General features: G+C 44.9%; 34 protein-coding genes. 19 read left to right on the plus strand and 15 right to left on the minus strand.

The features are described from left to right. The first annotated feature begins 134 nt into the window (after positions 1–134). The 3 genes from JMF81_RS12320 (at position 135) to JMF81_RS16935 (ending at position 1,952) form a co-directional block, all read left to right on the plus strand. Entirely contained in the window at positions 135–1,061 is a 927-nt protein-coding gene (locus tag JMF81_RS12320) for a hypothetical protein (protein ID WP_201311756.1), read from the plus strand. A gap of 2 nt (positions 1,062–1,063) precedes the next feature. Continuing rightward, entirely contained in the window at positions 1,064–1,714 is a 651-nt protein-coding gene (locus JMF81_RS12325; RefSeq protein ID WP_087202279.1) for an ABC transporter ATP-binding protein, read from the plus strand. An 82-nt stretch (positions 1,715–1,796) separates the two neighbouring features. Beyond that, on the plus strand, positions 1,797–1,952 hold the full coding sequence (locus JMF81_RS16935) for a helix-turn-helix domain-containing protein (RefSeq protein ID WP_087202281.1): 156 nt from the start codon (positions 1,797–1,799) through the stop codon (positions 1,950–1,952). 33 nt (positions 1,953–1,985) lie between these two features. Here the strand turns inward: JMF81_RS16935 and JMF81_RS12335 are convergent, their stop codons facing one another. From JMF81_RS12335 to JMF81_RS12405, 15 genes are all read right to left on the minus strand, one after another. Next, positions 1,986–2,717 carry a Fic family protein gene (locus tag JMF81_RS12335; protein WP_201311757.1) on the minus strand — a complete coding sequence of 244 codons (732 nt, stop codon included), beginning with the start codon at positions 2,715–2,717 and terminating at the stop codon, positions 1,986–1,988. Positions 2,718–2,811: 94 nt separating this feature from the next. After that, positions 2,812–3,111, minus strand: coding sequence for a hypothetical protein (locus tag JMF81_RS12340; protein WP_243282645.1), 300 nt, complete (start codon positions 3,109–3,111; stop codon positions 2,812–2,814). Then, positions 3,111–3,650, minus strand: a complete 540-nt coding sequence (locus JMF81_RS12345) for a hypothetical protein (RefSeq protein WP_201311758.1) — start codon at positions 3,648–3,650, stop codon at positions 3,111–3,113. The genes JMF81_RS12340 and JMF81_RS12345 overlap by 1 nt, the downstream gene beginning before the upstream one ends. Further along, the gene (locus JMF81_RS12350) at positions 3,647–4,216 is read right to left on the minus strand and encodes a hypothetical protein (RefSeq protein ID WP_201311759.1); all 570 of its coding nucleotides are present in this window, start codon (positions 4,214–4,216) and stop codon (positions 3,647–3,649) included. Before JMF81_RS12350 ends, JMF81_RS12345 begins: the two co-directional genes overlap by 4 nt. Beyond that, positions 4,213–4,461: a hypothetical protein gene (locus tag JMF81_RS12355; RefSeq protein WP_201311760.1), complete on the minus strand. Its 249-nt coding sequence runs from the start codon at positions 4,459–4,461 to the stop codon at positions 4,213–4,215. Before JMF81_RS12355 ends, JMF81_RS12350 begins: the two co-directional genes overlap by 4 nt. Positions 4,462–4,468: 7 nt before the next feature. Further along, complete coding sequence (locus JMF81_RS12360; protein ID WP_201311761.1) at positions 4,469–5,005, minus strand: sigma-70 family RNA polymerase sigma factor; 537 nt, start codon at positions 5,003–5,005, stop codon at positions 4,469–4,471. 15 nt (positions 5,006–5,020) lie between these two features. Next, on the minus strand, positions 5,021–5,548 hold the full coding sequence (locus JMF81_RS12365) for an AbrB/MazE/SpoVT family DNA-binding domain-containing protein (RefSeq protein WP_201311762.1): 528 nt from the start codon (positions 5,546–5,548) through the stop codon (positions 5,021–5,023). Between the two features lie 83 nt (positions 5,549–5,631). Beyond that, positions 5,632–6,318: a hypothetical protein gene (locus tag JMF81_RS12370; protein WP_201311763.1), complete on the minus strand. Its 687-nt coding sequence runs from the start codon at positions 6,316–6,318 to the stop codon at positions 5,632–5,634. 23 nt (positions 6,319–6,341) lie between these two features. Then, a complete protein-coding gene (locus JMF81_RS12375; protein ID WP_201311764.1) occupies positions 6,342–8,459 on the minus strand; it encodes a nitric oxide reductase activation protein NorD in 2,118 nt (705 codons plus the stop codon). A gap of 4 nt (positions 8,460–8,463) precedes the next feature. Continuing rightward, positions 8,464–8,715, minus strand: coding sequence for a helix-turn-helix transcriptional regulator (locus JMF81_RS12380; RefSeq protein WP_243282648.1), 252 nt, complete (start codon positions 8,713–8,715; stop codon positions 8,464–8,466). A 19-nt stretch (positions 8,716–8,734) separates the two neighbouring features. Beyond that, positions 8,735–10,549: an AAA family ATPase gene (locus JMF81_RS12385; protein WP_201311766.1), complete on the minus strand. Its 1,815-nt coding sequence runs from the start codon at positions 10,547–10,549 to the stop codon at positions 8,735–8,737. 15 nt (positions 10,550–10,564) lie between these two features. Beyond that, on the minus strand, positions 10,565–11,335 hold the full coding sequence (locus tag JMF81_RS12390; protein ID WP_243282649.1) for a hypothetical protein: 771 nt from the start codon (positions 11,333–11,335) through the stop codon (positions 10,565–10,567). A gap of 170 nt (positions 11,336–11,505) precedes the next feature. Next, entirely contained in the window at positions 11,506–12,291 is a 786-nt protein-coding gene (locus JMF81_RS12395) for a hypothetical protein (protein WP_201311767.1), read from the minus strand. 386 nt (positions 12,292–12,677) lie between these two features. Further along, entirely contained in the window at positions 12,678–14,078 is a 1,401-nt protein-coding gene (locus JMF81_RS12400; protein WP_201311768.1) for a sensor histidine kinase, read from the minus strand. A 4-nt stretch (positions 14,079–14,082) separates the two neighbouring features. Continuing rightward, entirely contained in the window at positions 14,083–14,784 is a 702-nt protein-coding gene (locus JMF81_RS12405) for a response regulator transcription factor (protein WP_201311769.1), read from the minus strand. A 156-nt stretch (positions 14,785–14,940) separates the two neighbouring features. Here JMF81_RS12405 and JMF81_RS12410 point away from each other — a divergent pair, with 156 nt between their 5' ends. The 16 genes from JMF81_RS12410 (at position 14,941) to JMF81_RS12485 (ending at position 25,472) form a co-directional block, all read left to right on the plus strand. Continuing rightward, positions 14,941–15,705 carry an ABC transporter ATP-binding protein gene (locus JMF81_RS12410; RefSeq protein ID WP_201311770.1) on the plus strand — a complete coding sequence of 255 codons (765 nt, stop codon included), beginning with the start codon at positions 14,941–14,943 and terminating at the stop codon, positions 15,703–15,705. Next, entirely contained in the window at positions 15,702–16,427 is a 726-nt protein-coding gene (locus tag JMF81_RS12415; RefSeq protein ID WP_201311771.1) for an ABC transporter permease, read from the plus strand. The genes JMF81_RS12410 and JMF81_RS12415 overlap by 4 nt, the downstream gene beginning before the upstream one ends. Positions 16,428–16,442: 15 nt before the next feature. After that, positions 16,443–17,207, plus strand: coding sequence for an ABC transporter permease (locus JMF81_RS12420; RefSeq protein WP_201311772.1), 765 nt, complete (start codon positions 16,443–16,445; stop codon positions 17,205–17,207). 5 nt (positions 17,208–17,212) lie between these two features. Further along, positions 17,213–17,509: a hypothetical protein gene (locus JMF81_RS12425; RefSeq protein ID WP_201311773.1), complete on the plus strand. Its 297-nt coding sequence runs from the start codon at positions 17,213–17,215 to the stop codon at positions 17,507–17,509. A gap of 10 nt (positions 17,510–17,519) precedes the next feature. Beyond that, positions 17,520–18,011, plus strand: a complete 492-nt coding sequence (locus tag JMF81_RS12430; RefSeq protein WP_201311774.1) for an anti-sigma factor — start codon at positions 17,520–17,522, stop codon at positions 18,009–18,011. 13 nt (positions 18,012–18,024) lie between these two features. After that, positions 18,025–18,351 (plus strand): response regulator, encoded by a 327-nt coding sequence (locus tag JMF81_RS12435; RefSeq protein WP_201311775.1) that lies wholly within the window; start codon positions 18,025–18,027, stop codon positions 18,349–18,351. Between the two features lie 60 nt (positions 18,352–18,411). After that, positions 18,412–18,828, plus strand: a complete 417-nt coding sequence (locus JMF81_RS12440) for a winged helix-turn-helix domain-containing protein (RefSeq protein ID WP_201311776.1) — start codon at positions 18,412–18,414, stop codon at positions 18,826–18,828. A 287-nt stretch (positions 18,829–19,115) separates the two neighbouring features. Then, positions 19,116–19,355: an AbrB/MazE/SpoVT family DNA-binding domain-containing protein gene (locus JMF81_RS12445; RefSeq protein WP_015573166.1), complete on the plus strand. Its 240-nt coding sequence runs from the start codon at positions 19,116–19,118 to the stop codon at positions 19,353–19,355. A gap of 155 nt (positions 19,356–19,510) precedes the next feature. Continuing rightward, on the plus strand, positions 19,511–19,744 hold the full coding sequence (locus JMF81_RS12450) for an AbrB/MazE/SpoVT family DNA-binding domain-containing protein (RefSeq protein WP_201311777.1): 234 nt from the start codon (positions 19,511–19,513) through the stop codon (positions 19,742–19,744). Then, positions 19,741–20,472, plus strand: a complete 732-nt coding sequence (locus JMF81_RS12455) for an ABC transporter ATP-binding protein (RefSeq protein WP_201311778.1) — start codon at positions 19,741–19,743, stop codon at positions 20,470–20,472. The genes JMF81_RS12450 and JMF81_RS12455 overlap by 4 nt, the downstream gene beginning before the upstream one ends. Continuing rightward, the gene (locus JMF81_RS12460) at positions 20,469–21,203 is read left to right on the plus strand and encodes an ABC transporter permease (protein WP_015573168.1); all 735 of its coding nucleotides are present in this window, start codon (positions 20,469–20,471) and stop codon (positions 21,201–21,203) included. Before JMF81_RS12455 ends, JMF81_RS12460 begins: the two co-directional genes overlap by 4 nt. 158 nt (positions 21,204–21,361) lie before the next feature. Further along, positions 21,362–21,778, plus strand: a complete 417-nt coding sequence (locus tag JMF81_RS12465; protein ID WP_201311779.1) for a winged helix-turn-helix domain-containing protein — start codon at positions 21,362–21,364, stop codon at positions 21,776–21,778. Between the two features lie 344 nt (positions 21,779–22,122). Beyond that, entirely contained in the window at positions 22,123–22,821 is a 699-nt protein-coding gene (locus JMF81_RS12470) for a response regulator transcription factor (protein WP_201311780.1), read from the plus strand. Beyond that, a complete protein-coding gene (locus JMF81_RS12475; protein ID WP_201311781.1) occupies positions 22,818–23,759 on the plus strand; it encodes a sensor histidine kinase in 942 nt (313 codons plus the stop codon). The genes JMF81_RS12470 and JMF81_RS12475 overlap by 4 nt, the downstream gene beginning before the upstream one ends. A gap of 88 nt (positions 23,760–23,847) precedes the next feature. Further along, a complete protein-coding gene (locus JMF81_RS12480) occupies positions 23,848–24,765 on the plus strand; it encodes an ABC transporter ATP-binding protein (protein WP_201311782.1) in 918 nt (305 codons plus the stop codon). Further along, positions 24,765–25,472 (plus strand): ABC transporter permease, encoded by a 708-nt coding sequence (locus JMF81_RS12485; protein ID WP_201311783.1) that lies wholly within the window; start codon positions 24,765–24,767, stop codon positions 25,470–25,472. Before JMF81_RS12480 ends, JMF81_RS12485 begins: the two co-directional genes overlap by 1 nt. The last annotated feature ends 22 nt before the right edge of the window (positions 25,473–25,494 follow it).

The following is a 25,494-nucleotide window of genomic DNA, read 5'->3' on the forward strand; positions in this document are numbered from 1 at the left end:
TCTGCAGCTGCCTTGACGCCAATTTCATCGGACAGTTCAAGAGCCTGTAGTTTGAATTCCTTATCGTATTGCATGTCTCCACCTTCCTTAATGATATATTATCATCTTTTGGTGGATTTAACGACTGCATTTAAATGATACTACTCCAGTTAGAACTGTATAATAACCATCACGCATTGTTATGTGATTATGCCGGTAGCAGTGAAGCGCAAGGGCCATTTGGTGACTCTCGTCCATATTATGTACAGCAAACTATAATTGCAAACGAAAACTATTTAAAAGAATTTGCAAATATACATGTAGACGGAACTTCATTAGACGAAAGTGCTTTTGCCACACCGACTGTATTGATTCCTGATATGTATAAAAATGACGAAAGCCTTATAAAAGAACATCTTGTCGGAGAATATGATTTGTTGCTGAACTATAATCAAAATTACGGGATACAAGAAGAAACACGCACAAATGATTTTAATATTGTTTATATTGATGATAATTCTACTATAAAGGTCAATACAGAGGAAGGCTTTTCGGATATAACTGGCGGTATTATCATTGTCGATACAGGAGATTTTGGAGGCCTTTATTATTTAGATTCTTTAAATAATAGAAGTTTGTTCTTTTCAGTACAATCAAGAGAAGAATTTTCTGCCCTGTTAACTAAATATGATCTGGAAAAGTTGGTTGTGGCAGGAACATTGCTGACTCCGTACTTGACACAACTAGAAAGCGTAACGTTTGTCCTTAAAACCCTTTCGATGTTCGCTATCGTATTTGTGGTTTCACTGGTATTTATTTTATATATTTCAAATTATGTAGATGTTTTTGTTAACCGGAAACGATATGCTTTAAAAGAGATTATGGGCTTTTCTCATTTAAAAATACTAAAGAGCCGTTATATTGTTTTGGCAATAGAAACAATCGTATCAGCAGCCCTGACTGCAATAAATTATTACTTTGCGTGTTTTTTTGCAATCATGCTGCTGGACTTTCTGTTTTGTGAATTGTTATACCGGACTTATATCAAAAGGGCTTTACATGAAATCGAAAAGGGGGCATAACTATGTCATTGATCGTGTTGAAAAATATTAAAAAGGAATATGGAAAAAAACAAGTTTTATTTAATGATTTGTCTTTAGAGATAGATCAAGGAGAATTTGTTGGCCTTATTGGAAAAAGCGGTGCAGGTAAAACAACACTTCTAAATATAATCGGACTGATTACTGATATATCGGCGGGAACGATAACGATTGGAAATTATAAAAATTTGTCCATGAAAAGCAAAAATGCTATGCTCCTTAGACGGCATACCATAGGTTATCTTTTTCAAAATTATGGGTTGGTAGAAGATGAAAGTGTATTATGGAATTTGAAATTGGCCCTTGAATATAAAAAAATAGGTAAAGGCGAGAAATTAAGAAAAATCAACAAGTACTTAAACCAGTTTGGTTTAGGTGATATGCTTAATAAGAAAATATATCAGTTGAGCGGAGGTGAACAGCAGCGAGTCGCTATTATTAAATTGATTCTGCAAGGAAGCAAAATCATATTAGCTGATGAACCCACTTCTGGACTTGATAAAGATAATGAAGCAGTAGTGATGTCACTTCTAAAAAAATTGAATGAAAGTGGAGTTACAATAATTATGGTAACTCACAACCTGAACTTGTGCGACTATTTTTCCAGAGTAATAGATGTAGAAAAATATAGGTAAGACATTTGAAAAAATTGGATAAAGCTGATTGTATATTACAAGGTAAGTAGGTACGGATGATCAGCTACTTACAAGAGAATAAATCCACGAAGCAGTCTGGGATGATATTCCTATAAGTGTGTATGCAAAGGTCGAATGTATGATTTACAGTATCCGGAAGAAACTCAGGGCTTATACTGACAGGCAATATATCCAGACTGTCTGGGGAGTAGGATACACATTTGATCCGGGAACATAAAAGGAGCCGTCCGTGAGGGCGGCTCAAAGTCATTTAGTCTTCGCCAAGAAAATAGTCCACTTTCTTAGCATATTCTTCCTGCTCTTCCTTAAACAGTTCTTCCAGAAGTCCGGTTTTTCCGGTTTCCCGGTATTCCTTCAGCCCTTCGATGTATCTGCCCCGGAACTTGTCTTCAATGACCACCGGCGTCAGATCTGCTTTTAAGCATTCCCGAAACAGGATCAGCCTGCCGGTCCTGCCGTTGCCGTCCTGGAAAGGATGCAGCGCCTCATACCGGGCATGGAACTGAGCCATGACGGAAAGAGTCTTGACTGAGATTCCGTGATACCAGGCGAGAAGTTCCCGTATTTTTTCCGGCACCTCTTTAGGAAGGGCGGTTTCATACATTCCCACCATATTTGGACGTTCTTTATAATCCCCGATGGCATAGCCGTTGGCTCGGTCTTCAAACACACCGCTTTTCAGTTCAAAGTGGAACGCCTTAATGAGTTCCTCGCTCAAAGGCTCATCCAGCGTGTCAATCATCTTATTGAACATCAGGAAGTGGCCGTTGGTTTCCTCTACATCTTTGGCCCGGTAATAATCATCACTACGGGGCAGCATACCGGTGTCAAACAGAGAGGCGGTCTGCTCCTCATTCAGTGTAGAGCCTTCGATCTTATTGGAGTTGTAAGCCAGCGTCCGCTGGGTATAGGCGTAGATACCGGAGCGGTCAAATTTCTTCCGCTCAATCCGGAAACGCCGGATCAGTTCTTCGTTCTTCATAGGAAATCGCTCCTTCTTATTCTCAATGAGTCTATTTTACCATACTGCCGGGACAAGATACAGAGGGGATTTTCTGTCGGATCTAACAGAAATCTCAAGCCTGGGATGCAGGCTGTCCGTTGGGGAGTTGTAGTTCCAGTTCCGCAATCTGCCATTCCATCCAGTCTCCATGAACGACAGCAGTAGCAGACCAGCCTTCCAGGAAACTGTATTCCCGGTCAGAATCTTCTTGTTCCACTCCATCCAGAGCGTTTTCATAGGCAGTTTTCATTGCTGCGTACACTTTCTCGTAGTCGGTGCTGACGATGGGATCTGTCAGACCGTCCGTATACCCGTGTAAAACATAAATCTTTATCGGTGTATTTCCTTGCGTATTCTTGCAGACATTTGTCATCAGGCGGCCTCCTTTTCACGTCCGGGCCAGGTAATATGGCACTCACATTCGGTCAGCTCCGGATCGTGCTCTAAAGCTCCATAAACTGCCTCCCGCTCTTCGGCGGAATCATATTCTTTATCCAGCTTAATGACTTCTGCCTGAATAAAGGGAGCGTTTGTATACGAGGCGGTAACAATGCCGTCCTCCATGACCAGCACCACACGGGGCGCCGGTTCTGTATGCAGGCGCAGTTCACCGTTTAAAATCTGTTTCTCGATTGCATCGATCACGTTCTCCATCGTAACATGATAGGAAACATTGCTGTCCTCCAGTTTCTCATACAGTTCATAGGCTGTACACAGGATATCTGTCTCATGTTCAAGTGTCTGATAGGGAAGGTTACAAAGTCCGATCCTGTCCTGTCGCCGGTCTTCGCATTGCCCGATAAAATCCTGGAAAAAGCAGTGCTTTTTGTAGATTTCATGCGCTTCCCGTATTTGCGGAAAAGTTAGTGCAAAAGCGAGTTCTTCTGGTGTTTCATTTCTTTCTATTATCATAGTTTTTGTTCTCCTTTCTGAAGGAGGGCTGCGCCTGGCAGCACAGCATCCTCCTGTTTCCTGTAAATCAGTAATGTTCCCCGTAAATCCAGCGGCTGGTCTATCCATCCCCCGTCCTGGTAGATCTGTCTGGTCAGGGTATTATAGATGACCGGCGTTTTTTCGATATCCGCAAGGTCAGCCACCAGACAGGTTTCCCGGTCAATATAGGGCCAGAGTGCAGCTTCGATCTCTTCCCGCAGCTTCAGTGCCAACCGGTGGATCTTCGACACGTCATAGTCTCTGGTCAGGCTTTTTCCAATCTCCTTTGGCATCCGGGAGCGGTCAATGGCAGCCTGTACCACAGCTGTCTGTTCATCCAGAGAAAAATTCGGATTGATCAGAAGGTGGTGGCAGGCGACGAGAAGGACAAATTCCTGGACGCTTTCCCGGATCTGCGCCTTCAGCTCCTCATAAGGAATACGGTATACGCTCTTTAAAGTTTCCAGAGGAACCCGTTCCCGGTTGAGCTTCAGGGTGGAGAGCAGCTTTTGCAGGCTGCTCCCCCGTTCATAAATATCAGTCAAGCGCACATCACCTCAATCTCTGCCGGACGGCGAGCATAGGTCAAATAGTAAACGGTGTTTTCAGTTTCAAATACGACGCCGTCCTGCGATACCTCCAGGATCTGCTGGACCAGGGAAGTAGACAGGGACCGGGAGCCTGCTAGGATCCAGGCCCGCTCATGCAGACGCAGGGGCAGGCTGAGAGTGGCGGTCAGATGGATCTGTGTCTTTTTTACTGGCATAGCCGTGATTTTTTCATTCGTCATAAAAGAGTCACACCTCCATTCCATCCAGACTCCGTACTTTTCTGCGGAGGCGGTAGAACCGGCTGTGTACCCCGTGGGATGTAATATTACAGATCTCGGCAATTTCGTGGTAGGTGTAGCCGTCCGCCTGCAGATGGACCACCTGGCGCTCCTTCGGCGTCAGATAAGCCAGAAGCGCCAGCAGGCGGTTCCGGTCATCCATTGCCTCTGCCAGACGTTCCTGCCGGGTGGGAAGAAAAGCGTCCAGTTCAGCGGTATCTTCCTGATACTCCTCCAGATAAGCCCGGCGCATGGGCCGGTTCTGTTTTTTCCATTCCGTTGCCAGTGCATCCCGCATGGCGATGCGGGCGATGGTGGAGAAGCGGTACTGCTGAAGTTCCGGTTTCTCCAGATAATCCTGTACGGCTTTCAGATAGCCAAAGACAGCGGTATCGTAGTAATCCTCGATATTCAGGTGGCGTCCGTTCAGATACTGATAGATAAAATCATGGTGCTTCTCTGCGAAAATTCTCTGTTCTTCTGTTAATGGGTGCAATGCTTTCATAATCATTCGTCCTTTCTATTCATTCGGTTTGCATTTACGGGTAATCATGTTTGCTATCAGGCGTGTGCAGTTACACTCGGCGCCCGATAAGCACCGTCCTGGCTCCGGGATCAGCAATAGCGCTGCTTTTTTAGAAGCCAGAGCTAAAGTGACCGGAAACAGTGCGGCAACCTTCCGGGAGCAGTCGGGAACTGGCGGGCAGAGACCTGATTGAGAAAACATTTCTCTGCCCTCCTGGATAAGAGAGCGCAGTTCCTCTGTGATCTGTGCGCCTTCTGGCAGATAGCAGCCTTTGGATGCCAGGATGCAGTCAGTGCTGCTGATGGCAAGCCCGCAGCGGATGTTCTTATAGAGAGGCTCCAGGAAATCCCAAAGTTCTTTGGAACCGGTATTCCGGGGCGTACACTTCCGGATGCGGATGGTTGTCCCGTCCGTGGCAATCTCCAGGGTGCTGCCGCTGCGGATGCCTGTTTCTTTGCGGATATCCGCAGGGATGATGATGCGCCCCTGGGTATCCATGTTTCGTATCACGGCAATACTCATAAAAACCGTCCTTTCTCTTACGCCGGAACAGAAAAAGAAGCGGGGCTTCCGCTTCCTTTCCTGCATGGCTGTATCGTGTGTTTCTATGCTGCGTATGGGTAAGGCTGCCGCTGCATCTGCTGGCGCTGGGCCTGCTGATTTGCGAGCATCTCTTTCCCGTTTGAGATCAGCGGCGGGGCAATGCAGCGCTCCCACTCGGTCACATAGGCATCCACCCGCTTTAAGAGCAGGTAGAGATCCATGTCTGTAAGCTGGATAAAGGCAGATTTGTCCATCTGGAAGCTGCCGGACTGCATATAGGAGCCGCCGTTTCGATTCTGTACTTTGATCCCCCTTCCGTTTATGATCTGGATCCGCCACGGGTTCTTCATTTCCCTGCCATCGGATGCCCGAGCGTGCCTGGAAATGGAAAACTGCTGTGCGGTGGAGTACCCGTACTGATCGGGTTCCCCAAAGATCTTGCTGATACTCCATTCATATTCCTGAAAGCCTGCGGTAAGACGGGTGAGGAAAAACTGCACCTGCTCCGGGCTTAAATGGAACCGGGTGATGATGTTGCGGTCCCCGGTGCCGTTGGAATAATCCTGGATGGATACGCCGATGAGGGAGTGAACCTTATGGTTGTTCTCTGAGAACTCTCCTTTGGCGTGTATCTGTGCATAGCTGCCAGGCAAAGCGGCCCGCAGCCGGTCATGAAAAGAAATCAGTTTTTTGTCATTCTGGACTTTACAGATCTGATCCGATGCCAGATTCTGGTAAGACTGACTCATAAGTTATCCCTTCTTTCTATGATTTATTTGAGGTACTGCTTGACGAGGAGCGTCAGGTTTTTCGGCAGGTTATCCAGACGGGTAATGTCCAGGAACCCTTCCTGATAGATGCGCTGGATGGCATCCTTGTCCTCTCCAATGGCTGCCGCAAACAGCACAATATTTTGTCTGGCGTATTCCTTCTTGATTCCCCGCAGGTCCGCCTCTGCCTCCGTGCCGCGATAACCGGTATCGGCTGGCTGACCGTCGGAGATCAGGATCAGAAGTTTCCGGTTCTCCGGTCTTTTCGCCAGATGCTCTGCAACAAAGCGGAGCGCTGCGCCGTCCCTGTTGCCGCTGCGGTCTATCATATCCATCAGCCGGTAGCGGTCATTCTCGTCCACAGAGTCAAACTCTGCATAGGAATAGAGGGCTACGCCCCGGTAATCCGTGGAATGGCCATAGATGGTCACCGGGATCCCCAGGCTGACACAGAAGTCATAAAGGACAATGGCTGTCTTTCTGGCGTGAGTGATACGGTCACCCCAGCCCATAGATCCGCTTTCGTCAATCAGGAGCCCTACTGCCAGCCGCTGTTCATCGGCTGGGAGCCTGGTCCGGATGAAGAAAGAACCGTCCTGGTGATGAAAGGAGCGCATATCGAGCCGCCGTCCATAAAGAAGGTTCTTCTGTTTTCCGCCTTCCGCCTCCTCTTTTAAGAGGGGCAGGATGGAACTCTGCAGGCGCTTGGAAGCCCTGAGAAGAGGAGGTGCAACTTCCTCATACTGCCGGATCAGCCGGTCTGGGATGTCCTGTACCCGATGAATGGTCACATGGATACCGGCATGGGCATTTCCGTAATGGATATCATTTGCTGCTTTCTGTAATTCTTCTGTCAGCTGCTGTTCATAGGCTGCCTGCGCTTTTTCTGTTGCGGCTTCATTTAAGACACGGGCAATATCTGATGCCGCATCCTCATAGCCGGTGCCGGCATACTGGGATGCGTAGGTTACGCCCGGATCATTGCCGTCTAAAATAGCGCTGGTCTTGGCAAGGGCAATCCGCCCGCCTTCCTCCGCCATCACTTTTTCCGCTTCCTTCAGGCTTTCCTGACGGCCTTTGGAAGAAAAGAAATCTGCGTCTTGCGGATCGGTGCCTGCGCCTCCTTTGGCGGAAGGGATATTTTTTACCTCTCCACCACCTTTTCCCAGAGGAATGGGCGTGCCGCCTGCAATCTGCTGATCCAGAAGATCCTGAAGCTCCTCTGTTGCTTCCGTTTCATCCTGGTGTTCCAGCTTCTCCCGCATTTCTTCTACCAGCGGTTTGATAAAGTCCCAGAACAGGACAAGCAGGCAGTTTGTCGCAGTCAGCCGTTCCCTGATTGACGGTGCCTCCAGCGCTGTGTCGATATACTCCATGCCGTCGGTCAGCACATCCAGATATTCGCTGTCGCTGTGGTAGCGGTTACTGATGGTGCCGGACCGGCAATAGGCCAGAAGCAGGTTGGTTGCAATCGTAAACGGCTGGTAGTCCCGGCTGAGCTGTTCGTGAAGATCCGGAATCTGCTCCAGCATCCGCAGGTTATTGAGCTGGATGCCCTTTCGGAAGCTGCCGGGAAAGGCAGCGCACATCCTTGCTTCAATATAGATGTCTTCCAGGATGTTCTGAAGAGAAGCCGCACAGGTCTGCAAGGTCAGAGATACGGCCTTGTCTTTTTCCTGCAGGGCGTCCAGGATCTCCGTCTGGTTTATCTGATAAGCCGGCAGCTCCACGGAAGGATCTTCCGGGTAAAAAGAGCCGTTCCCCAGGTTTGTCAGGTAGAGGTTTCTCGTGGTGAAATCTGTAAATAAAAGATGCGCCGTCTCATGTCCGGTCATCCCTACCAGGCTCAGCGCCCGCAGGAAGCGGGACGGAAAGCTCTGGGTAACATGGTTTGCCGCATTCAGGTAGATCTTGTAAGAGTCTGTGTAAGCCAGTGCCGCACCATCGGATTCATCCCAGGAAATCAGTGCCTGCAGGCCGTAGCAGTAACGCCCGGTAGCAGCACGTGCCTGGGAGGTCAGATACTGATGGAAGGCAGAGGATGTAAAAAATTCCTGATCGGTAATGGAAGATTCCTCTTCCCGGATCATCTGCTTTAATTTTTTCTGGTTGCTGTTCAAAATTCTATTTCCTTTCTATGAGATTTTTTGTCAGCAGGTCTTCCACGGAGCAGCCGTAATAATCTGCCAGTTTCAGGACAGCATAGGCAAGCGGAGTGGCCCTGCAGTTTTCGTAATTCATAATGGTTTTTGGCGGCAGGTGTAAGATCCGTGACACCGCTTTTTGGGAAAGCCCGCCCTGAGATTTGCGTAAGTAGGACAGGTTTTTTGCAAGAAGTGCATACATTTCTGGTTCTGTAAGAGGCGTTTTACCCACTGGCTTGCCTCCTCTCTTTTCAGGATGGCAGGACAGTATCCAGACAGCTTTCCTCAACCTCCGCACGGCTGATCGCATCTGCCGTAGCAGAAGGCAGGATGGTGTAATGGGCCGCCTCCCGGATATCGCCGCAGACCATATAGGACTGCACCCAGGAAATCAGCTCCCGGACACCGCAGCATCCATCTGTGATCAGGTTTTCCCGACAATATTCCGAGATGGAGTGGACGATCCGTGCCATTGTCTGAACCGTTTTTTTCTCTTTACAGCCGGTAACGCCAACCACCCGTTCCACCAGTGTTTCCTCATCCGGTTCATCCAAGTCAACGACCAGGTTCATTCGGGAGATTACAGACTGGTTTAAGGGTTTGCAGCCGGCATAATCATTGTTTGTTGTCACAATAATCACGGTATCTGGATGCCGCTGTACCGTCTCTCCGTTGGGGAGGAACACACTGTTGCATCGGTCCAGCAGGGAATTTAACCCCACCAGTACACCTGGATTAGCAATGACAGTAGGTTCCTGCAGTTCTAAGGCGTATCCGTTCCGTATTGCTTCCACCAGCGGCGTATCCACATAACGGAAATTCTGCTGGCTGGTTTTGGAGGCGTAGTATTCGTGCATTTCATCAAAAATGGTATCAATGAGCTGCTTGTAGACCTGGTCTTCTGTAACATTTTCATCGTAGGTTCCGGTCAGCTTTTCATAAGCGCTTGCCGGATCCAGCATGATATCCTGGAAAGACGGATACTGCCGCTCCAGGGCAGTGCGTTTCCCGTCCACATCCGGCAGGATCTGCCCGAGCAGATCGAATACCTCTGTATTTGCGGAACAGGTCAGGCACCGGTAAGGAAGATGAAGCCCGGAAGCAACTGCTTTGGCTCCTTCCGTTTTTCCCGTGCCGGCAGGGCCACGTAGAAGAAAGTTCCGCATGGGCTGTACCGTATCCGTTGTAATCTTAGCGTGTTCACAGATCCGTTTGACTTCCTTCGGGATGATATACCAATCCGGCAGTACCGGGACGGTCAGCTCCTCTTCCGGAGTCAGCACACGGGCAGGTGATAAGACATACTGCCCCATGAAATCTGCTTTCGCTATGACTTCCGCTTTTTTCTTGAAGGTGTTGCCGGGTTTCAGTACCTGGAAAGCCCCGTGGATGATTTCCGTAGGCGCATAGGTTCCCGTTTGAAGAGCCAGCGGCTTCAGCAGCGGGATGACACCATTGGCAGCAATATCCGTGCGGATCCCTCCCATTGGAAGCGTGTCACTGTATCGGATCCGGCGGTAAACGTTGTCACAAAGGACAGCCGCCGTTTCTGCCGCCTCGTCCATGTCCGGATAACCGGCTGCACGGTATTCCTTTAACTGCTGGTATTTCTCATTGAACTCCTCATCGGAAAGAAACGTAGGCATCAGAGCGAATAACAAAGCAGTTCCTGTATTCTCGGAATCTTTGAATACATATTTTTCCGGTGAGTTTTCCGTATCCGGCGGCACCGTGTACTTCCCGGCAATAAATTTCCCGTTTGCAGGGTTATAGACCACCACATGAAGTTCTCCGGTACGGCTGGGATATTCTGCCACCGTATAGGTATTGGTCTGGCTTCCGATTGCGCCCAGTTCCTCTGCTGACTTCCTGCCTGCGGGCTCCTCCAGTTCCATATAGGTCAGGACGGCCTGCAGCGTAGCCGCATGGAGAGTGCTTCTTTTCTGCGGCTGGGTACAGTATTTGGATGCGATATTCTTAAACACGGCGTTATCCGTATAGTCCTTAAAAGGTTCCGGGAGCGTGCGCTGGAAGGTCCAGCTCTCCACTAATTTTCCACTTGCCATCGTTGCTTTTCCTCCTTATGCCCAGGTAATCTCGACTGCGTTTTCCGTCTCTGCCGCTTCCAGTTCATCATCGGCAAATACCTGCAGGAGTGCAGGCCAGTAGGCTTTTGGCGGGAAATGCTCCAGCTTGCCTTTTATCTCCGGCTCCTTCCCATTGAGGATATAAACGTCCCCCTGTTCTCCGATGAACAGCTTCTGGTGTCCTTTTGCCTGTAAATTCCCGATCATTTCCACAAGGAATGGTTTCCCAATCAGGGAGTACCAGGACGCAGGATCAACCTTTGGCGTATCCGGGGATGCGGATTTGTCGCCTCTCCGCTTTAGCGCAGAGACAGTCAGCATCTGAAGATGCAGGTTTCCGTACTCATCCATAGACACTTCCGCAAAGTTATGATTACCGGTATTCCTGGTAGATAAGCGGATCGCATCGCCATCCAGCAGGTGGGAAAGATGCAGAGGTTCTGCAAATTCCCAGGTGGCTTCCGGAAAAGCAGACTGAAGTGTATCTGTGATCTGGTAGCTGATCTGCCGGATCAGGATGGTTTCCAGATCTGAGTTCCCGTTTCCCGTATCCGTTGCCCTTCCAGTCGGAATCCGCAATTTCCGGAGTCCGGAAGCAAGCGGAGGGATGATAAGGATTGCCAGGGAAACAATGACACCTGTAGCAGCAATGCCAGTCATCAGATAGGACTGGCTTCCCTTTGGGAGCAGAAATGCCGCCGCAAACAGGCACAATACGGTGATCTGTAACGTCTTTTTGATCGTTCTGGCTTTCTTTGCTTTCATGTAAATTCTTCCTTTCTTTCTAAACTTGCTGTGCCGCACCCAGGAGAGCCGCTGATCGGCGCTCTCCTGGATCCTGTGCGGACACAAAAAAAAGAACTGCCTGTACGGAGTAGTCTCCGGGTGCAATTCTCTACATGGATCGTTTCTTATGAAATTTTTTGTGGTCAGCATCAAGCGACAAAGGGAAGTGTCTCTGCCTGCTGTTCTGTAACCTGGGTAAATCCATCTCCCGGATAGCCGCCCTGTGTTCCCGGAGCTGCCCCGTTTCCAGGAGCATAGCCGCCGGGAGGCTGCTGGTTCGGATTGCCCTGTGCGTAATTCGGTGCGCTTCCAGGATTCGGAGCATAGCCGTTCTGGGGCTGTCTGTAACCGTTCTGCGGTACGTTACCCTGTGGAGCATTTGTTCTTCCCTGTCCTCCCCGCGCATATCCATTCTGGTTCTGTGGTGCGGCGCCTGTAGGTGCATAATTGCCGGCAGGAGCACCGGATGCCTGTGGATAGCCTCCCTGTGCAGGTGTCAGGTATCCGCCCTGCTGATTGGGAACAGGAGCTCCTCCGGGCTGTCCGTAGCCGTTCTGAGGAACGCCTCCAGGTACACCGGGATTGGTCCCATTTACATCGTCATAAGTCAAGGGCGCAAACTGCCACTCTTTGACAACTACGCTGGGGCCGGAGTTCGGTTTTCCCTGGTTCTTCCCCTTCTGATGAATAAAGGGATGCAGTTCCAGCTCGCCAATGATAATCAGGCCGGTTGACTTTTTCACACCTGCTTTGATCAGGCGGTCTGCCAGAAATGAATTGAAATAGCAGGAATAAAATACAGTTTCTTTGTTCCCGTCTGCTCCACGCTGGGGGCAGGAGATGTCCAGAGTCGTATAGGTCGTGTTGCTGTTCTTTGCCTGCATGATCTGAGGATCCGATGTTGGCCTCCCTGGTAAAAAGATGATTGCTGACATAGAAATTCTCCTTTCTGCCTCTTTGGGCGTTAAAATAAAAAATAGTGAAAATAAAAAAAGTGCCATTACAGTGCCGTAAAAAACGGCATTATAATGACACGATTTTCCAACTTAAACAGCATGTGTCCTGGGTGAATGGCCCAGACTCCCATTTCGGGATGACACAAAAACTTAAATACAAGATTATAGTAGCACAAGATATAGTGGGTGTCAAACGAAACCAAACTATTTGTAGTGGATTTTTGAGCGCGGAACCGACTTTGTGTTTGCTCTGGAACGGCGGACGGAGGGCGAAAAGATAAAATAGGTTCCCGTGATCTGGCGCAAAGACTGAACAGAATACCATCAACGAAGGCGGCCTGCAGATGCAGGCCGCCTTGATTATATCACTTTGAATGAAAAGAAACATTATTTTTTCCACGTTTGAGAAGCGTAGAGAAAGACAGCGTTACCTTATAACCTTGCATTGGCACACTATCTATTTTCATAGAACCATCATGCGCCTCAACAATTTGGCGCACAAGCAAAAGCCCCAGTCCATGCCGCAAATCAAGTCGTTCATCGGTGCTTTCCATATAGTGCGGTTTTTCCGCTAACTCTTGTAACTTTTCAGGGGTAAGCCCTACTCCATTATCAGCAACAGTTAGAGTAAGCGTTTCTTCGGTGTATTTAAGGGAAAGCAGGATTTTGCAACCTTGCGGATTATGCTTGATGCTGTTCTGCACAAGGTTGTTGATTGCCCGTGAAATTAAGCGTGCATCACATTCCAACATGGCATTTTCTGCTTCTGGTGCAATATCAATTTCAATCGTATAGGCATCAGAAATCCCGGAGTTGAGCAATTCGGCTACATAGGAACGAATGAGTTTGGACAGGCGTATCTGCTCCTTGTGAAGTGGCTGCATTTCGTATTCCAGTTGGGATACTAAATTCAAATCCTGCACAAGTTCTTTGATTTTGACGCTTTGCTTACGCACGATTTCGGCCTGTTCTCTAACCTTATCAGTGGTTGCTTCATTTGCGGCTATCCGACCAGCATATCCCATAATCATAGAAAGCGGTGTACGGATGTCATGGGAGACGCCGCTGATCCAGTTGGCGCGGGCTTCGTTCTGCCTGCTTATTATCTGAGAGGCTTTATTTACACTGCCTGCAATTTCAGATAGCTCTCCGTCAATATGAAGCGAAGCGGGTTTGCCATTTGCCAATGTTTCAATGGCTTCTACAATCGGCTCTGTATTCTGGATGATCCTGCGTTTTGAAAAATAATAGGCCAAAAACAGGCACAGCGCATCCATGCCTAACATTCCCATCACATAGAAAGGGATTTTTTGAATTGCCTCAATGGAATAGTAGTTGCTGGTAATCTTCATGTAGCTATCCTTTGGATACCCCAAAATCAACAATCCCTCGTCCGTATTCCAGACAAAAACAGGATAATCTTCCAGATAACCTTTTGAAAACAGAGCTACATCCTGAACATTATAATTCTGTGGCACTTCTTCTGGCACATCGAGGGTCCAAAAGCACTCTCCACTTGGTGTCAAATACATAGCCCAGATATTGTACTGGCGCAATTTCTGTACCGCATCATCCGTCAGACCCTCTGTAGTTGCTGCGGTGGAGGCCATCTCAAGCATAGCGCGTGGGGACGCTTCTCCGTAATCCTCTGAAACTGTGTGATAAAAGGTCGCGCCAAACAGAATAACATTGATAAGCACCAGTATCAGGAGAAACGCAGCGAAAGATGCCAAATGCTTTGAAATATATGTTCCAAAAGATTTCATGGCGTCACTTCCTTGTAATCAGTTTATAGCCCAGCCCCTTGATTGTAATCAAAGAAACCGGCTTTGATGGATCGACTTCAATTTTTTCCCGAATACGCCGCACATGGGCATTCAGGCTGTTTTCATAGCCGAAAGGGTTGTCCCCCCATAATGCTTCACAAAGAGCGTCAAGCGTGACGATCTTTCCCTCATTGCGGGCCAGCGTTTCCAGCAGGGTATGCTCTTTTGCGGTCAGGGAGATAACCTCGCCCCCTTTGTTGACCTCTGCCCGGCTAAAATCAATCGTACATCCATCCAGGATAACCAGCGGGCTGTCCTCTTTATAAGTGCGGCGCAAAACCGCATAGATACGCAGCAAAAGTTCCTGCGGCATAAACGGTTTTGAAATGTAATCATCCGCACCAAGGCCAAGACCGGCCAGCTTGTCTGCGGCTTCGTCTTTTGCTGTTAAAAAGATTACCGGCACATCTGTAAATGTACGGAGCTGCTCCATCAGGGAAAAACCATCTCCATCTGGCAGCATTACATCCAATATCATCAAATCCGGTTTTTCTTGTTTTGCCACTATAACAGCTTCTTTCACTGATGCGGCAGTAAGGACAGTTTCAAATCCTGCATCTTTCAAAATATCTGTTACCATCTTCAATAACTCCTGTTCATCATCTACCAACAGGAGCCTTTTACTATGCAAAAAGGAATTGTCCATAGCATTCTCTCCAATCTGATTTCTTTGTTCCTAATTATATCATAGACCATCCATTCTGCGGACGTATCAATTAAAAAGTAAGGTAAAAGTAAGGACAGGAGAATGTAGATGTCAGGTTGATGTTTTATGATGGAATCGATGAAAGGAGATGTTCTTATGGATTACATTATTACTACAGAACAATTGACAAAGAAATACAAGAACTTCATTTCTGTCAACCACGTTTCGCTTCATATCCGCAAAGGCAGTATCTATGGCTTTCTCGGTCCGAACGGAGCAGGCAAGTCCACCACTATGAAAATGTTGCTGGGCCTGACCGCTCCCACAAAAGGCAGTTTTACCATTGATGGTAAGCAGTTCCCGGCTGACCGTATCGCGATTTTGAAGGAGGTCGGCTCGTTCATTGAGTCCCCTTCGTTTTATGCGAACCTGACTGGCCGGGAAAATCTCGATATTATCCGCAGAATTTTGGGACTGCCGAAAAGTGCTGTGGAGGACGCACTGGACCTTGTGGGCTTGACGGAGTTTGGTGACAGACTGGCAAAAAAATATTCGCTGGGAATGAAACAGCGTCTCGGCCTCGCCGGTGCACTGCTGGGCAGACCCCCTATCCTTATTTTGGATGAGCCGACAAACGGGCTTGATCCTTCCGGCATCCATGAAATTCGCAATCTGGTGAAGTCTCTGCCGGATTTGTACGACTGTACAATCTTGATATCGTCCCACATGCTGTCCGAGATTGAACTGATAGCGGATGACATTGGCATTCTCAATCATGGCCGGCTTCTGTTTGAAGGAAGTCTGGATGAGCTTCGCCAAAGTGCTTTACAAGCCGGTTTCGCGGCGGACAATCTGGAGGATATGTTCCTCTCGATGGTGGAGAAAGATAATGCGGCCAGAAAGCAGAGGGCACAGCTATGAATGTACTATCAATCGAACTTCGGAAAGAAAAGCGGACCGGCGTCATTCCTGTGTTGCTGGCTGTTGGAGTGTTAGGAGCTGCATACGCATTTGTCAATTTCCTGGTGCGGAAAGACACGCTTCTCAATTTGCCGCTGGCCCCGATGGATGTTCTGCTGACCCAGCTTTACGGTGTGATTATGATCCTGAACCTGTTCGGTATCGTGGTTGCCACCTGCATGATCTACAACATGGAGTTTAAGGGTAGCGCCATCAAGAAGATGTATATGCTCCCCATGAGCGTTCCAGCTATGTACCTGTGCAAATTCCTGATACTGACAGTCATGTTCTTAGTCGCAATCATACTGCAAAACTTAGCACTTATGCAGATCGGCATGACAGACTTGCCGGAGGGAGCATTTGAGATGGGAACACTGGTACGCTTTGCCGGATATTCTTTCCTCACATCCATGCCGGTGTTGTCGTTTATGCTGTTGGTTTCTTCACGCTTTGAAAATATGTGGATACCTCTCGGTGTAGGGGTCGCAGGATTTTTAAGTGGTATGGCGCTGGCCAATTCAAATTTTATTGTCATGATGGCCCATCCTTTTGTGCTTATGCTGAAACCAGCAGTTGCCATGAGCGCTCAGCCTGATGTGACTGTGACCGTGGTATCTCTGATAGAAACCATTTTGTTCCTTGCTATTGCACTGTGGCTGGCAAAAAGCAAACGCTATGAGTAAGGAGGAATTGAAGAAATGAGCTTTTTGGAATTGCTTAAAATTGAGTTTATGAAGGTAAAACGCTCAAAGATCGTGCCACTGATCTTTATCGCGCCACTGTTGGTGGTTGCCTCCGGGGTTGCAAGCTTGAGCCGCTATTTCACCCCGGAATATACAAACGCATGGCCTGCCATGTTCATTCAAAGCGCATTGGTTTATGCGTATTATCTGTTGCCGTTCAGCATGATTGTTGTCTGCGTGATGATTGCAGGCCGGGAAACCGGAAATAACGGCATCCTGAAAATGCTGGCCCTGCCGGTCAGCCGATATGCACTTTCCATTGCCAAATTCTGCGTGCTGGTGTTTTACCTGCTTATGGAAATGGTCGTGTTTCTTGCAGTGTTTGTAATTGCGGGATTGATTGCGACACAGACAATGGGAGTAACAGAAACCTTGCCGCTCCTTTATCTGCTGAAATGGTGCCTGGGGCTGTTTCTGACAATGCTGCCGTGTATTGCGACTATGTGGGCAATCACGGTACTGTTTGAAAAGCCGCTTCTTTCTGTTGGATTGAATTTGCTGCTTGTTATTCCCGGTGTATTGGTTGCGAATACGCCGCTGTGGATTGTTTATCCGTACTGTTACAGCGGTTATCTCGTTTCCTGCTCTCTCCATGATTTTACAGCAGAAGCTTCAGACGCTGCTTTTTCAATGTTTCCGTTCCTGCCCTGCGCGATTATCGTGTTCGGTCTGTTTCTCGCGCTGGCTGTCACCCGATTTGGGAAAAAAGAAATGAGGTAAATACTATGGAAAAGAAAAAACTTCAATCAATCAGTATAGCTGCACTCATTGTGAGCATCCTGCCGCTGGCAACCCTTATCCCGTCCTTTCTGCACCTCTCGCTGTCGGACGGCATCCGAACTGTTTGGGCCGGAGCTAATATCGTTTTTGTTCTGCTGGGCCTGATTCTTTCGGTAATTTGTGTGCGTAACAGGGAAAGCCGCAGCGTTATCAATATCGTATCAACAGCAATCAGTGCTTTTTGGTTGTTGCTGATGGTGGGAATTGTTGCACTCGCTTTGTTCCTTACTTTCGTTCAGTGAGGAAATGGTTATGCACAAAATTGGAAAAATCTTTGGATGTTGTCTGATTGCTGTTACTTTGCTGGCCTGTACTGCCTGCTCCGGCCTCGAAAGATTAAGTGATAATTTGAAGGTCGGGGCAGAACAACTCAGTGACGATGTTGTGATCGGGAAAAGCAACGCGCTGATAACGCCTTATCAGTCCTTTAAGGGAAGCCGTACTTCGGATGGCGATGCTTTTCAGGCCAATTATAATGCTTCTGTAATGGGATTCGATGGACAGGATATTTTGGTAGCTGATACCGACCTCAAAGAAAATGAGTGTCGGGAAGTCAACATCCAATATAGTTTTGATGTTCAGTCTGGAAACTGCCAGCTCATTTACATTTCCCCAGAATTGGAGGAAAAAGTGCTTTCTGAATCCAACAGCGGGAGCGTTATCGTCCAACTTCAAGCGGGAGCTAACTATATTGGGATCATCGGTACGGACTATTCAGGCGTTATCCAGATTACCGTGGAATAGATGGCAGAAAGATATGAAACGAATATTAGTAGTAGACGATAACACGGAATATTTACAAGTCCTGTCAAATGTGTTATCAAATGATTTCGATACAATTAAGGCCACAGGCGTCAAGGATGCATTGGATATTCTTCAAGCAATTACAGTAGATGCGATATGTTCCGATTATAATATGAAGGATGGCACAGGATTGGAATTGCTCGAAGACATTCGTCAAAAAGGCATTAACGTTCCCTTCCTACTTATGTCCGGGGATGACGATTACCTGCTTGAACAAAAAGCGAAACTTTGCGGGGGAGTATTTTGCTCCAAGACCGATTGTGATTTGATTGGAAAATAAAAGAATTGATTAACTCTGAAACGTAATAATGTCTTTCAACTCTTGAACAGGTGGTGAGTAATGGAGCAAATTGAAATCATCCTCCGAACCACGGATCCAACTGGAAAAGTGACGGAGCAGCTTCTGGCGAAATTCGATACAGAGAAACCAGCGACAGAGCATGATAAGGTTCTTCAGTATTCCGGTCTTTGCATTGATCCAGTCAAGCACCAGATTTCTTACCAGGGGAAGGTGCTTCCTCTGACGGAAACGTATGAATTTCAAACTCTGGTGTACCTTGCCAGTCAGCCAGGAAGAGTCTACACGAAAGAACAGATCTATCAGGCGGTCTGGAAGGAGGATCCGGTGGATGTAAGTAGCTCTGTATTCTGTATCATTGCAAATATCCGCCAGAAGCTGCGGAAGGTTACAAAAAAAGAATATATCCAGACCGTGCGGGGAGTCGGATACAAGTTTGTAGATGTCCCAGGGGAATGAGCCCCTGGGATGTTTGCAGTATGACGGTATGCTCATATTCTAAATTTAACAGCATATTCCCTGAATGAATTGCCCAGACTCTCATTTCGGGATGACACAAAAACTTAAATACAAGATTATAGTAGCACAAGATATGGTAGGTGTCAATCTAATCAAAACTATATATTGGATTTGGTAGGGGCTATGAAGCGATGTGATGATTGATAAAGATAAAAATCTTGTTTTCTTTATAACTGAGATGTATAATAAGTAAGAAAAGTTATACAGTTTTAGAGAGGAGCGAGTTCATGTCTGATGAAAACAAAAAAACAAAGAATGATAAATTTGTCGGCTCTGTGAAAGTAGGTCCAAAGGGGCAGATTGTTATACCAAAAGAAGCAAGAGAAATGTTAAATATCAGTACGGGGGATACTTTGGTCTTATTAGCGGACGCAAAACAAGGTATCGCTGTTCAAAAATATGAAGTTTACGAAGATTTTTTTGAACAAGTGTTTAACTCTGGACAGTCACCTACGAAGTCAGAATAAATCAAATTATTAAGGCGGTGCTTTTACGGCACCGTCTTTTTTATGACTTTTAATGAAAAGTAAGAAAAGTAATACTTTTCTGTTGACGTTTTACTCTTCTGGTGCTAATATAAGTATAACAAGTAATACTTGTTATACCAAAAGGAGGAAATATAGTGGATAGAGATGTTACAGAACACTATTCCCACAATGGGCGATATTTAGGCACTTTAAAAGTGGGAACAAAAGGACAAATTCTTATTCCTAAAGAGGTAAGAGATTTCTTTGGTATTCATATCGGCGAGCTATTAGTGCTACTTGCTGATAAAGACAAAGGGATTGCCTTACAGAAAATGGACGGTTGTAATGAAGCTTTTCAAATGGCATTTCAAAAGGAGGACAAAGAATGAATGCAATAGAGATTAAAGATTTAACAAAGCGATATGGAAATTTAACGGCAGTTAATTCTCTTTCGCTTAATATCAAACAAGGAGAATTTTTCGCAATGCTTGGTTCAAATGGTGCAGGAAAAACAACAACTATTAAAATGTTGAGCTGTCTGACAGAGCCAACAAGTGGTGATGCCTTTATGTTAGGAAACAGTTTGAGAAAACAGGCAGATAAAGTAAAAGATATTATCAACCTTTCTCCACAGGAAACTGCCGTTGCACCAAAGCTGACAGTTAAAGAAAATCTGATGATGATTGCCCGCTTACATGGTAGTTCTAAACAGGAAGCAAGAGAAAAAGCCGACAAAATCATGGCAACCTTTGAACTAACTGACCGTAAAAATGACAGAGCAAAACAGTTATCAGGTGGATGGCAAAGAAAATTAAGTATTGCAATGGCGTTGATAAGTAATCCTAAAATTCTTTTCCTTGATGAACCGACAATCGGGCTTGACGTAAGAGCAAGACGAGAATTATGGGGAACAATGGAAAAATTGAAAGGAAAATTAACTTTGATTTTAACAACACATTATCTTGAAGAAGCAGAGGAATTAGCTGACCGTATCTGTATTATGGATAAGGGTATTGTGCAGGTTCTTGGTACGGCTGATGAAATTATCAAGGTATCTGGTGCTAGAAATTTTGAAGAAGCATTTTTGATGTATACAGAAAGGGGTACTGAATTATGAGATTTACTATTTTTACAGGACGTAATTTTAAAGAGATTGTGCGAGATCCCATGAGTATTCTCATGTGTCTCGGATTTCCTGTTTTGCTGATTATTGCGTTGGCTCTGATGAAAGAAAGTATCGGTGGAATGGCTGATGTATTTGAAGTTCAAAATTTCGCACCGAGTATGACGATTTTAGGAATGGCGTTTCTAAGTACCTTTGTAGGTACGTTGATGTCCACAGATAGGAATAGTTCTTTCCTAACACGATTATTTGCGTCACCTATGAAGGGAATTGATTACATCTTAGGATATTCTATACCTATCATTCCGCTTGCAATTTTACAGGCTGTCTGCTGTTTTGGTGTAGCCCTGTTCTTCGGGTTAGAATTAAACATAAATATTCTTATAGCTATTTTGACTTTAATTCCAGTGGCGATATTATTTATCAGTTTTGGCTTGTTTATTGGTAGTGTACTTTCAACAAATAATGCGGTCAATGGATTTGGAACAATCTTAGTAAATGCAACAGTGTTTTTAAGTGGTGCTGTTTTATCATTGGATATGATTGGCGGTACATTCAAAACGGTCTGCGATTTACTACCATTCAGTCATGCAGTAAATGCGGTAAATTATGCAATAAACGGTAATTTTTCAGATATACCATTACAGCTTGTATGGGTTTTAGGATATGCTCTGGTACTTATCATTCCGTCTGTGGTTATCTTTAAACGCAGAATGAAAGGGTAGTTATGATAAAAAAATTTTATACCAAAACGTATAATAATCTATATTACAGATAGTTACGGTTTAAAAGTTTACAAATACCTGCGGTGTATGTATTTTCGAGTGCTATGGGCTATATTTCAATCTGGTTAATTGATTCAAATCTTAACAGGTGATGTGTAATGGAACAAATTGAAATCATCCTCCGTACCACGGATCCAGCTGGAAAGGTGACAGAGCAGCTTCTGGCAAGATTCGATACAGAGAAGCCAGCGCCAGGGAATGATAGGGTTCTTCAGTATTCCGGTCTTTGTATTGATTCAGTCCGACATCAGGTTTCCTACCAGGGGAGCGTGCTTCCGCTGACGGAAACGTATGAATTTCAGACGTTTGTTTATCTTGCCAGTCAACCGGGAAGAGTTTTCACGAAAGAACAGATCTACCAGGCAGTCTGGAAGGAAGAGCCGGTGGATGTAAGCAGTGCGGTGTTCTGTATCATCAGGAATATCCGCCAGAAGCTGAGGAAGGTTACAAAGAAAGAATATATCCAGACGGTGTGGGGAGTTGGATACAAATTTGTGGATGTCCCAGGGGAGTGAGCCCCTGGGATGTTTGCAGTATGACGGTATGCTCATATTCTAAATTTAACAGCATATTCCCTGAATGAATTGCCCAGACTCTCATTTCGGGATGACACAAAAACTCAAATACAAGATTATGGAAGCACAAAATATAGTGGATTCAAATTGTTGTAAGTTTATTTATAGTGGTGTACTAATAGGAATATTATGTTTGATGCATACAACTAAAAAAGAGAATTCAGAGTGTAGATCAAGAAGTGCTGTGATATAATCAAGGCATATGGAAAATAGAGAAATGGTTCGTTATAGGTTAATGCTAAAACAGAAGTGTTTGTAAATATGTAAAAAGGAGAACTTAAATTATGAATGATAAAATTTTATTAATTGAAGATGATTTGGAAATCAGTGAAATGCTGAAAAGTTATTTGACGGCAGAAAATTATGAAGTGATATGTGCGATAGACGGACAGGAGGCTTGTAATTATTTTGATAGTACAGATTTTAGTTTGGTTCTGCTTGATTTAATGATACCAAAAATCAGTGGAATGGATGTAATGCAACATATTAGAAAAAACAGTGTGGTTCCTATTATTATAGTGTCTGCCAAAGATACTGAAACAGATAAAACTTTAGGATTGAGTTTAGGAGCTGACGACTATATTACAAAACCCTTTTCCGTTGCAGAGGTATTAGCCCGAATTAAGGCAAATATTCGTAGAAGAAATCAATACGATAATGCGGCAGTTGATACGCCACAAATACTAATTTCTGGGAAATTGGTAATGAATTTATCAGATTATACGCTTACAAAAAATGGAAATCGAGTTGAACTAACCGCGAAAGAATTTGAAATATTAAAACTGCTTATGCAAAATCCAAAAAAAGTTTATACAAAAGAGCAGATATATTCTCTTGTATGGAATGACGCTTATCTAGGTGATGAAAATGCTGTCAATGTTCATATAAGCCGTCTTAGAAATAAAATCGAAGAAGATACTCGTAATCCTAGATATATTATTACCGTCTGGGGGTTTGGATATAAATTGGGAGAAAATCTATGAGCGAAGCAACGATTATCTTTTTTTTAACTATTTGTGTAGGGATTTTAGTTTGCGTTATACTTTATCAACAATTTGCTTTCCGAACAGGAACACAGGCTAAACTGCGGGCAATCAGCGACAAACTCAAAGAAATCATAGAAAAAGATAGTGACGAACAAATCACGGTTTTTACAGAAAATAAAGACCTCATGGAACTGGCTGCACAAATAAATGCTTTACTAGAAAAGTATTTAAAGATCAAAGCAGACTATCGCCGTTCAGAAATCACTTCAAAAAAGATGTTATCGAATATTTCCCATGACATTAAAACGCCAATGACGGTTATCTTGGGATATTTAGAAATCATGCAATTAAGCGAAACACCTTCTGGTGAAATGTTGAAAAAAGTGGAGCGCAAAGCCCAGAGTGTTATGGAATTAATCAATCAGTTTTTTACACTCTCCAAAATAGAATCTGGCGATATGGATATAGAACTTTCCAGAGTAGATATTTGTGAGATCTGTCGAGAAAGTGTATTAGATTTTTACGAACTACTTTCAAACAAGAAATTCTATGTTAAAGTCGATATGCCAGAAACACCTATTTATATACAAGGGAATAAAGAAGCCTTACAGCGTATTCTGTTCAATTTGATTTCTAATGTAATCCGTTATGGGGCTGATGGAAAATATCTTGGAATTTCTTTGCGGGATGATGACCGGAACGTGTATGTTGATGTAACGGACAAAGGGAAAGGAATTGATAAAGCCTTTGCAGACAGTATATTTGACAGGTTATTTACAATGGAGGATTCACGCAACCGCAATATACAGGGGAACGGTCTTGGACTGACAATCGCTCAAAATTTAGCCCAGCGTCTTGGTGGAACTATTACTCTAGAAAGTATTCCTCATGAAAAAACCACTTTTACGGTACGGCTGAAAAAAATATCATTCTAATGTAGCACGAAAGAAATTTGTAATACTTATTCAAGAGTTTTGAAAATCCGAGCCGCTACAATGGTATTTAGAAAGGAGGCAACAGAAAATGCCATATATCTTACAGACAAATAACCTTACCAAAACCATTGGCGGAAAAGACCTTGTAAATAGAGTTAGTCTCCACATAAAAAAAGGCGAAATCTATGGTTTTCTTGGCCCAAATGGTGCAGGAAAAACAACCGTGATGAAGATGATCACAAACCTCTGGAAACCAACAAACGGCAGCATTGAGATTTTTGGAGAAATACTTACTCCACAGTCTTATGAAGTGCTAAAAAGAATGGGAAGCATTATTGAATTTCCAACCTTTTACAATCACATGACCGGATATGAAAATTTAAGATTGCATTGTGAATACATGGGGTATTATAAGCATGGCAGTATTGAAAACGCTCTTGATATGTTGGACTTAACAGACGCAGCCCAAAAACCAGTCAAAAATTATTCTCTTGGAATGAAAGAACGACTTGGCATAGCCCGTGCTATCCTTTGTAAACCGGAACTGCTTATTCTTGATGAACCAACAAACGGGCTTGACCCGGCAGGCATGAAACAAATCCGTGACCTGCTGAAAACGCTTTGTGAAGAATATGGGATAACCATTATGGTGTCCAGTCATATTCTCTCGGAAATTGAAAGCATTGCCGATACAATTGGTGTAATCAATCATGGAATGATGATAAATGAAATCGGTATGAAAGAAATTGAGAAAATGAGCCTTGCCTATATTGAACTGACAGTAGCGAATCCCAAAAAGGCTGCCTATGTACTAAGCGAGAAACTTGGCCTTAGCAATTTTAAGATTATTGAGAACAATAAAATTCGTATTTACGATCAACATATTTCAACGCAGGAACTGTCAAAAGCTATGGCGTTAAATGATGTTGAAGTAACTGCACTTGGTAAACAATCTGAAACTCTGGAAGATTATTTTCTCAAAATGACTGCGGAGGTGAAACAGTAATGCTGAAACTGATTAAATTAGAATGGAAAAAGAATAATATCGGGAAATACATCAGAAACGCAGTTATTCTGGCAGTTATTCTCTGTCTGTTTATGTTTGCACTTGCTTATCTTGGAATCGCAAATGATCCTGATACCGGCGTACCGGACGCAGCTCCGGGAAACGGGACAATTTCCTCTCCGATTGAGCTATTTACAAGCATGTCATTTTTGGTATTTACCAGCGTCATGCTTTCCTCATTTATCGTTAGTGCCTATAAAGACAAAACGATGGCACTGATGTTTTCCTATCCTGTTAAGCGACAAAAAATAATGATTTCGCAAATGCTGTCTGTCTGGATTTTCTGCTTTGTAGCGTTAGTTCTTACAAAGCTCTTGCTTTATGGAAGCATTTTGCTTGGTTCTCGGTTCATGGTATCGTCATTCCCGATTGACTACAATATGGCAAGTCTTGGATTTTATGTACAGCTTATTGTGAAATCTATTTCTATCATTACCATGAGCTTTATTGCCCTATTTATAGGCTTGGCAATGAAGTCCTCAAAAGCAACGATTATTTCCTCTTTCCTGCTGATTATATTAACACAAGCAAACATTGGCGATTTTACAATGGCAAACAATGTGATATTTCCTCTAATCCTGACAATTATTTCACTAATTTTTGCTTTTCTATCTGTTGTGGGAGTAGAAAAGAAAGATTTAATGTAGGTGAGTGTATGGGTGGTTATTG

It is taken from the genome of Anaerostipes butyraticus (genome assembly GCF_016586355.1).
Classification (GTDB): domain Bacteria; phylum Bacillota; class Clostridia; order Lachnospirales; family Lachnospiraceae; genus Anaerostipes; species Anaerostipes butyraticus.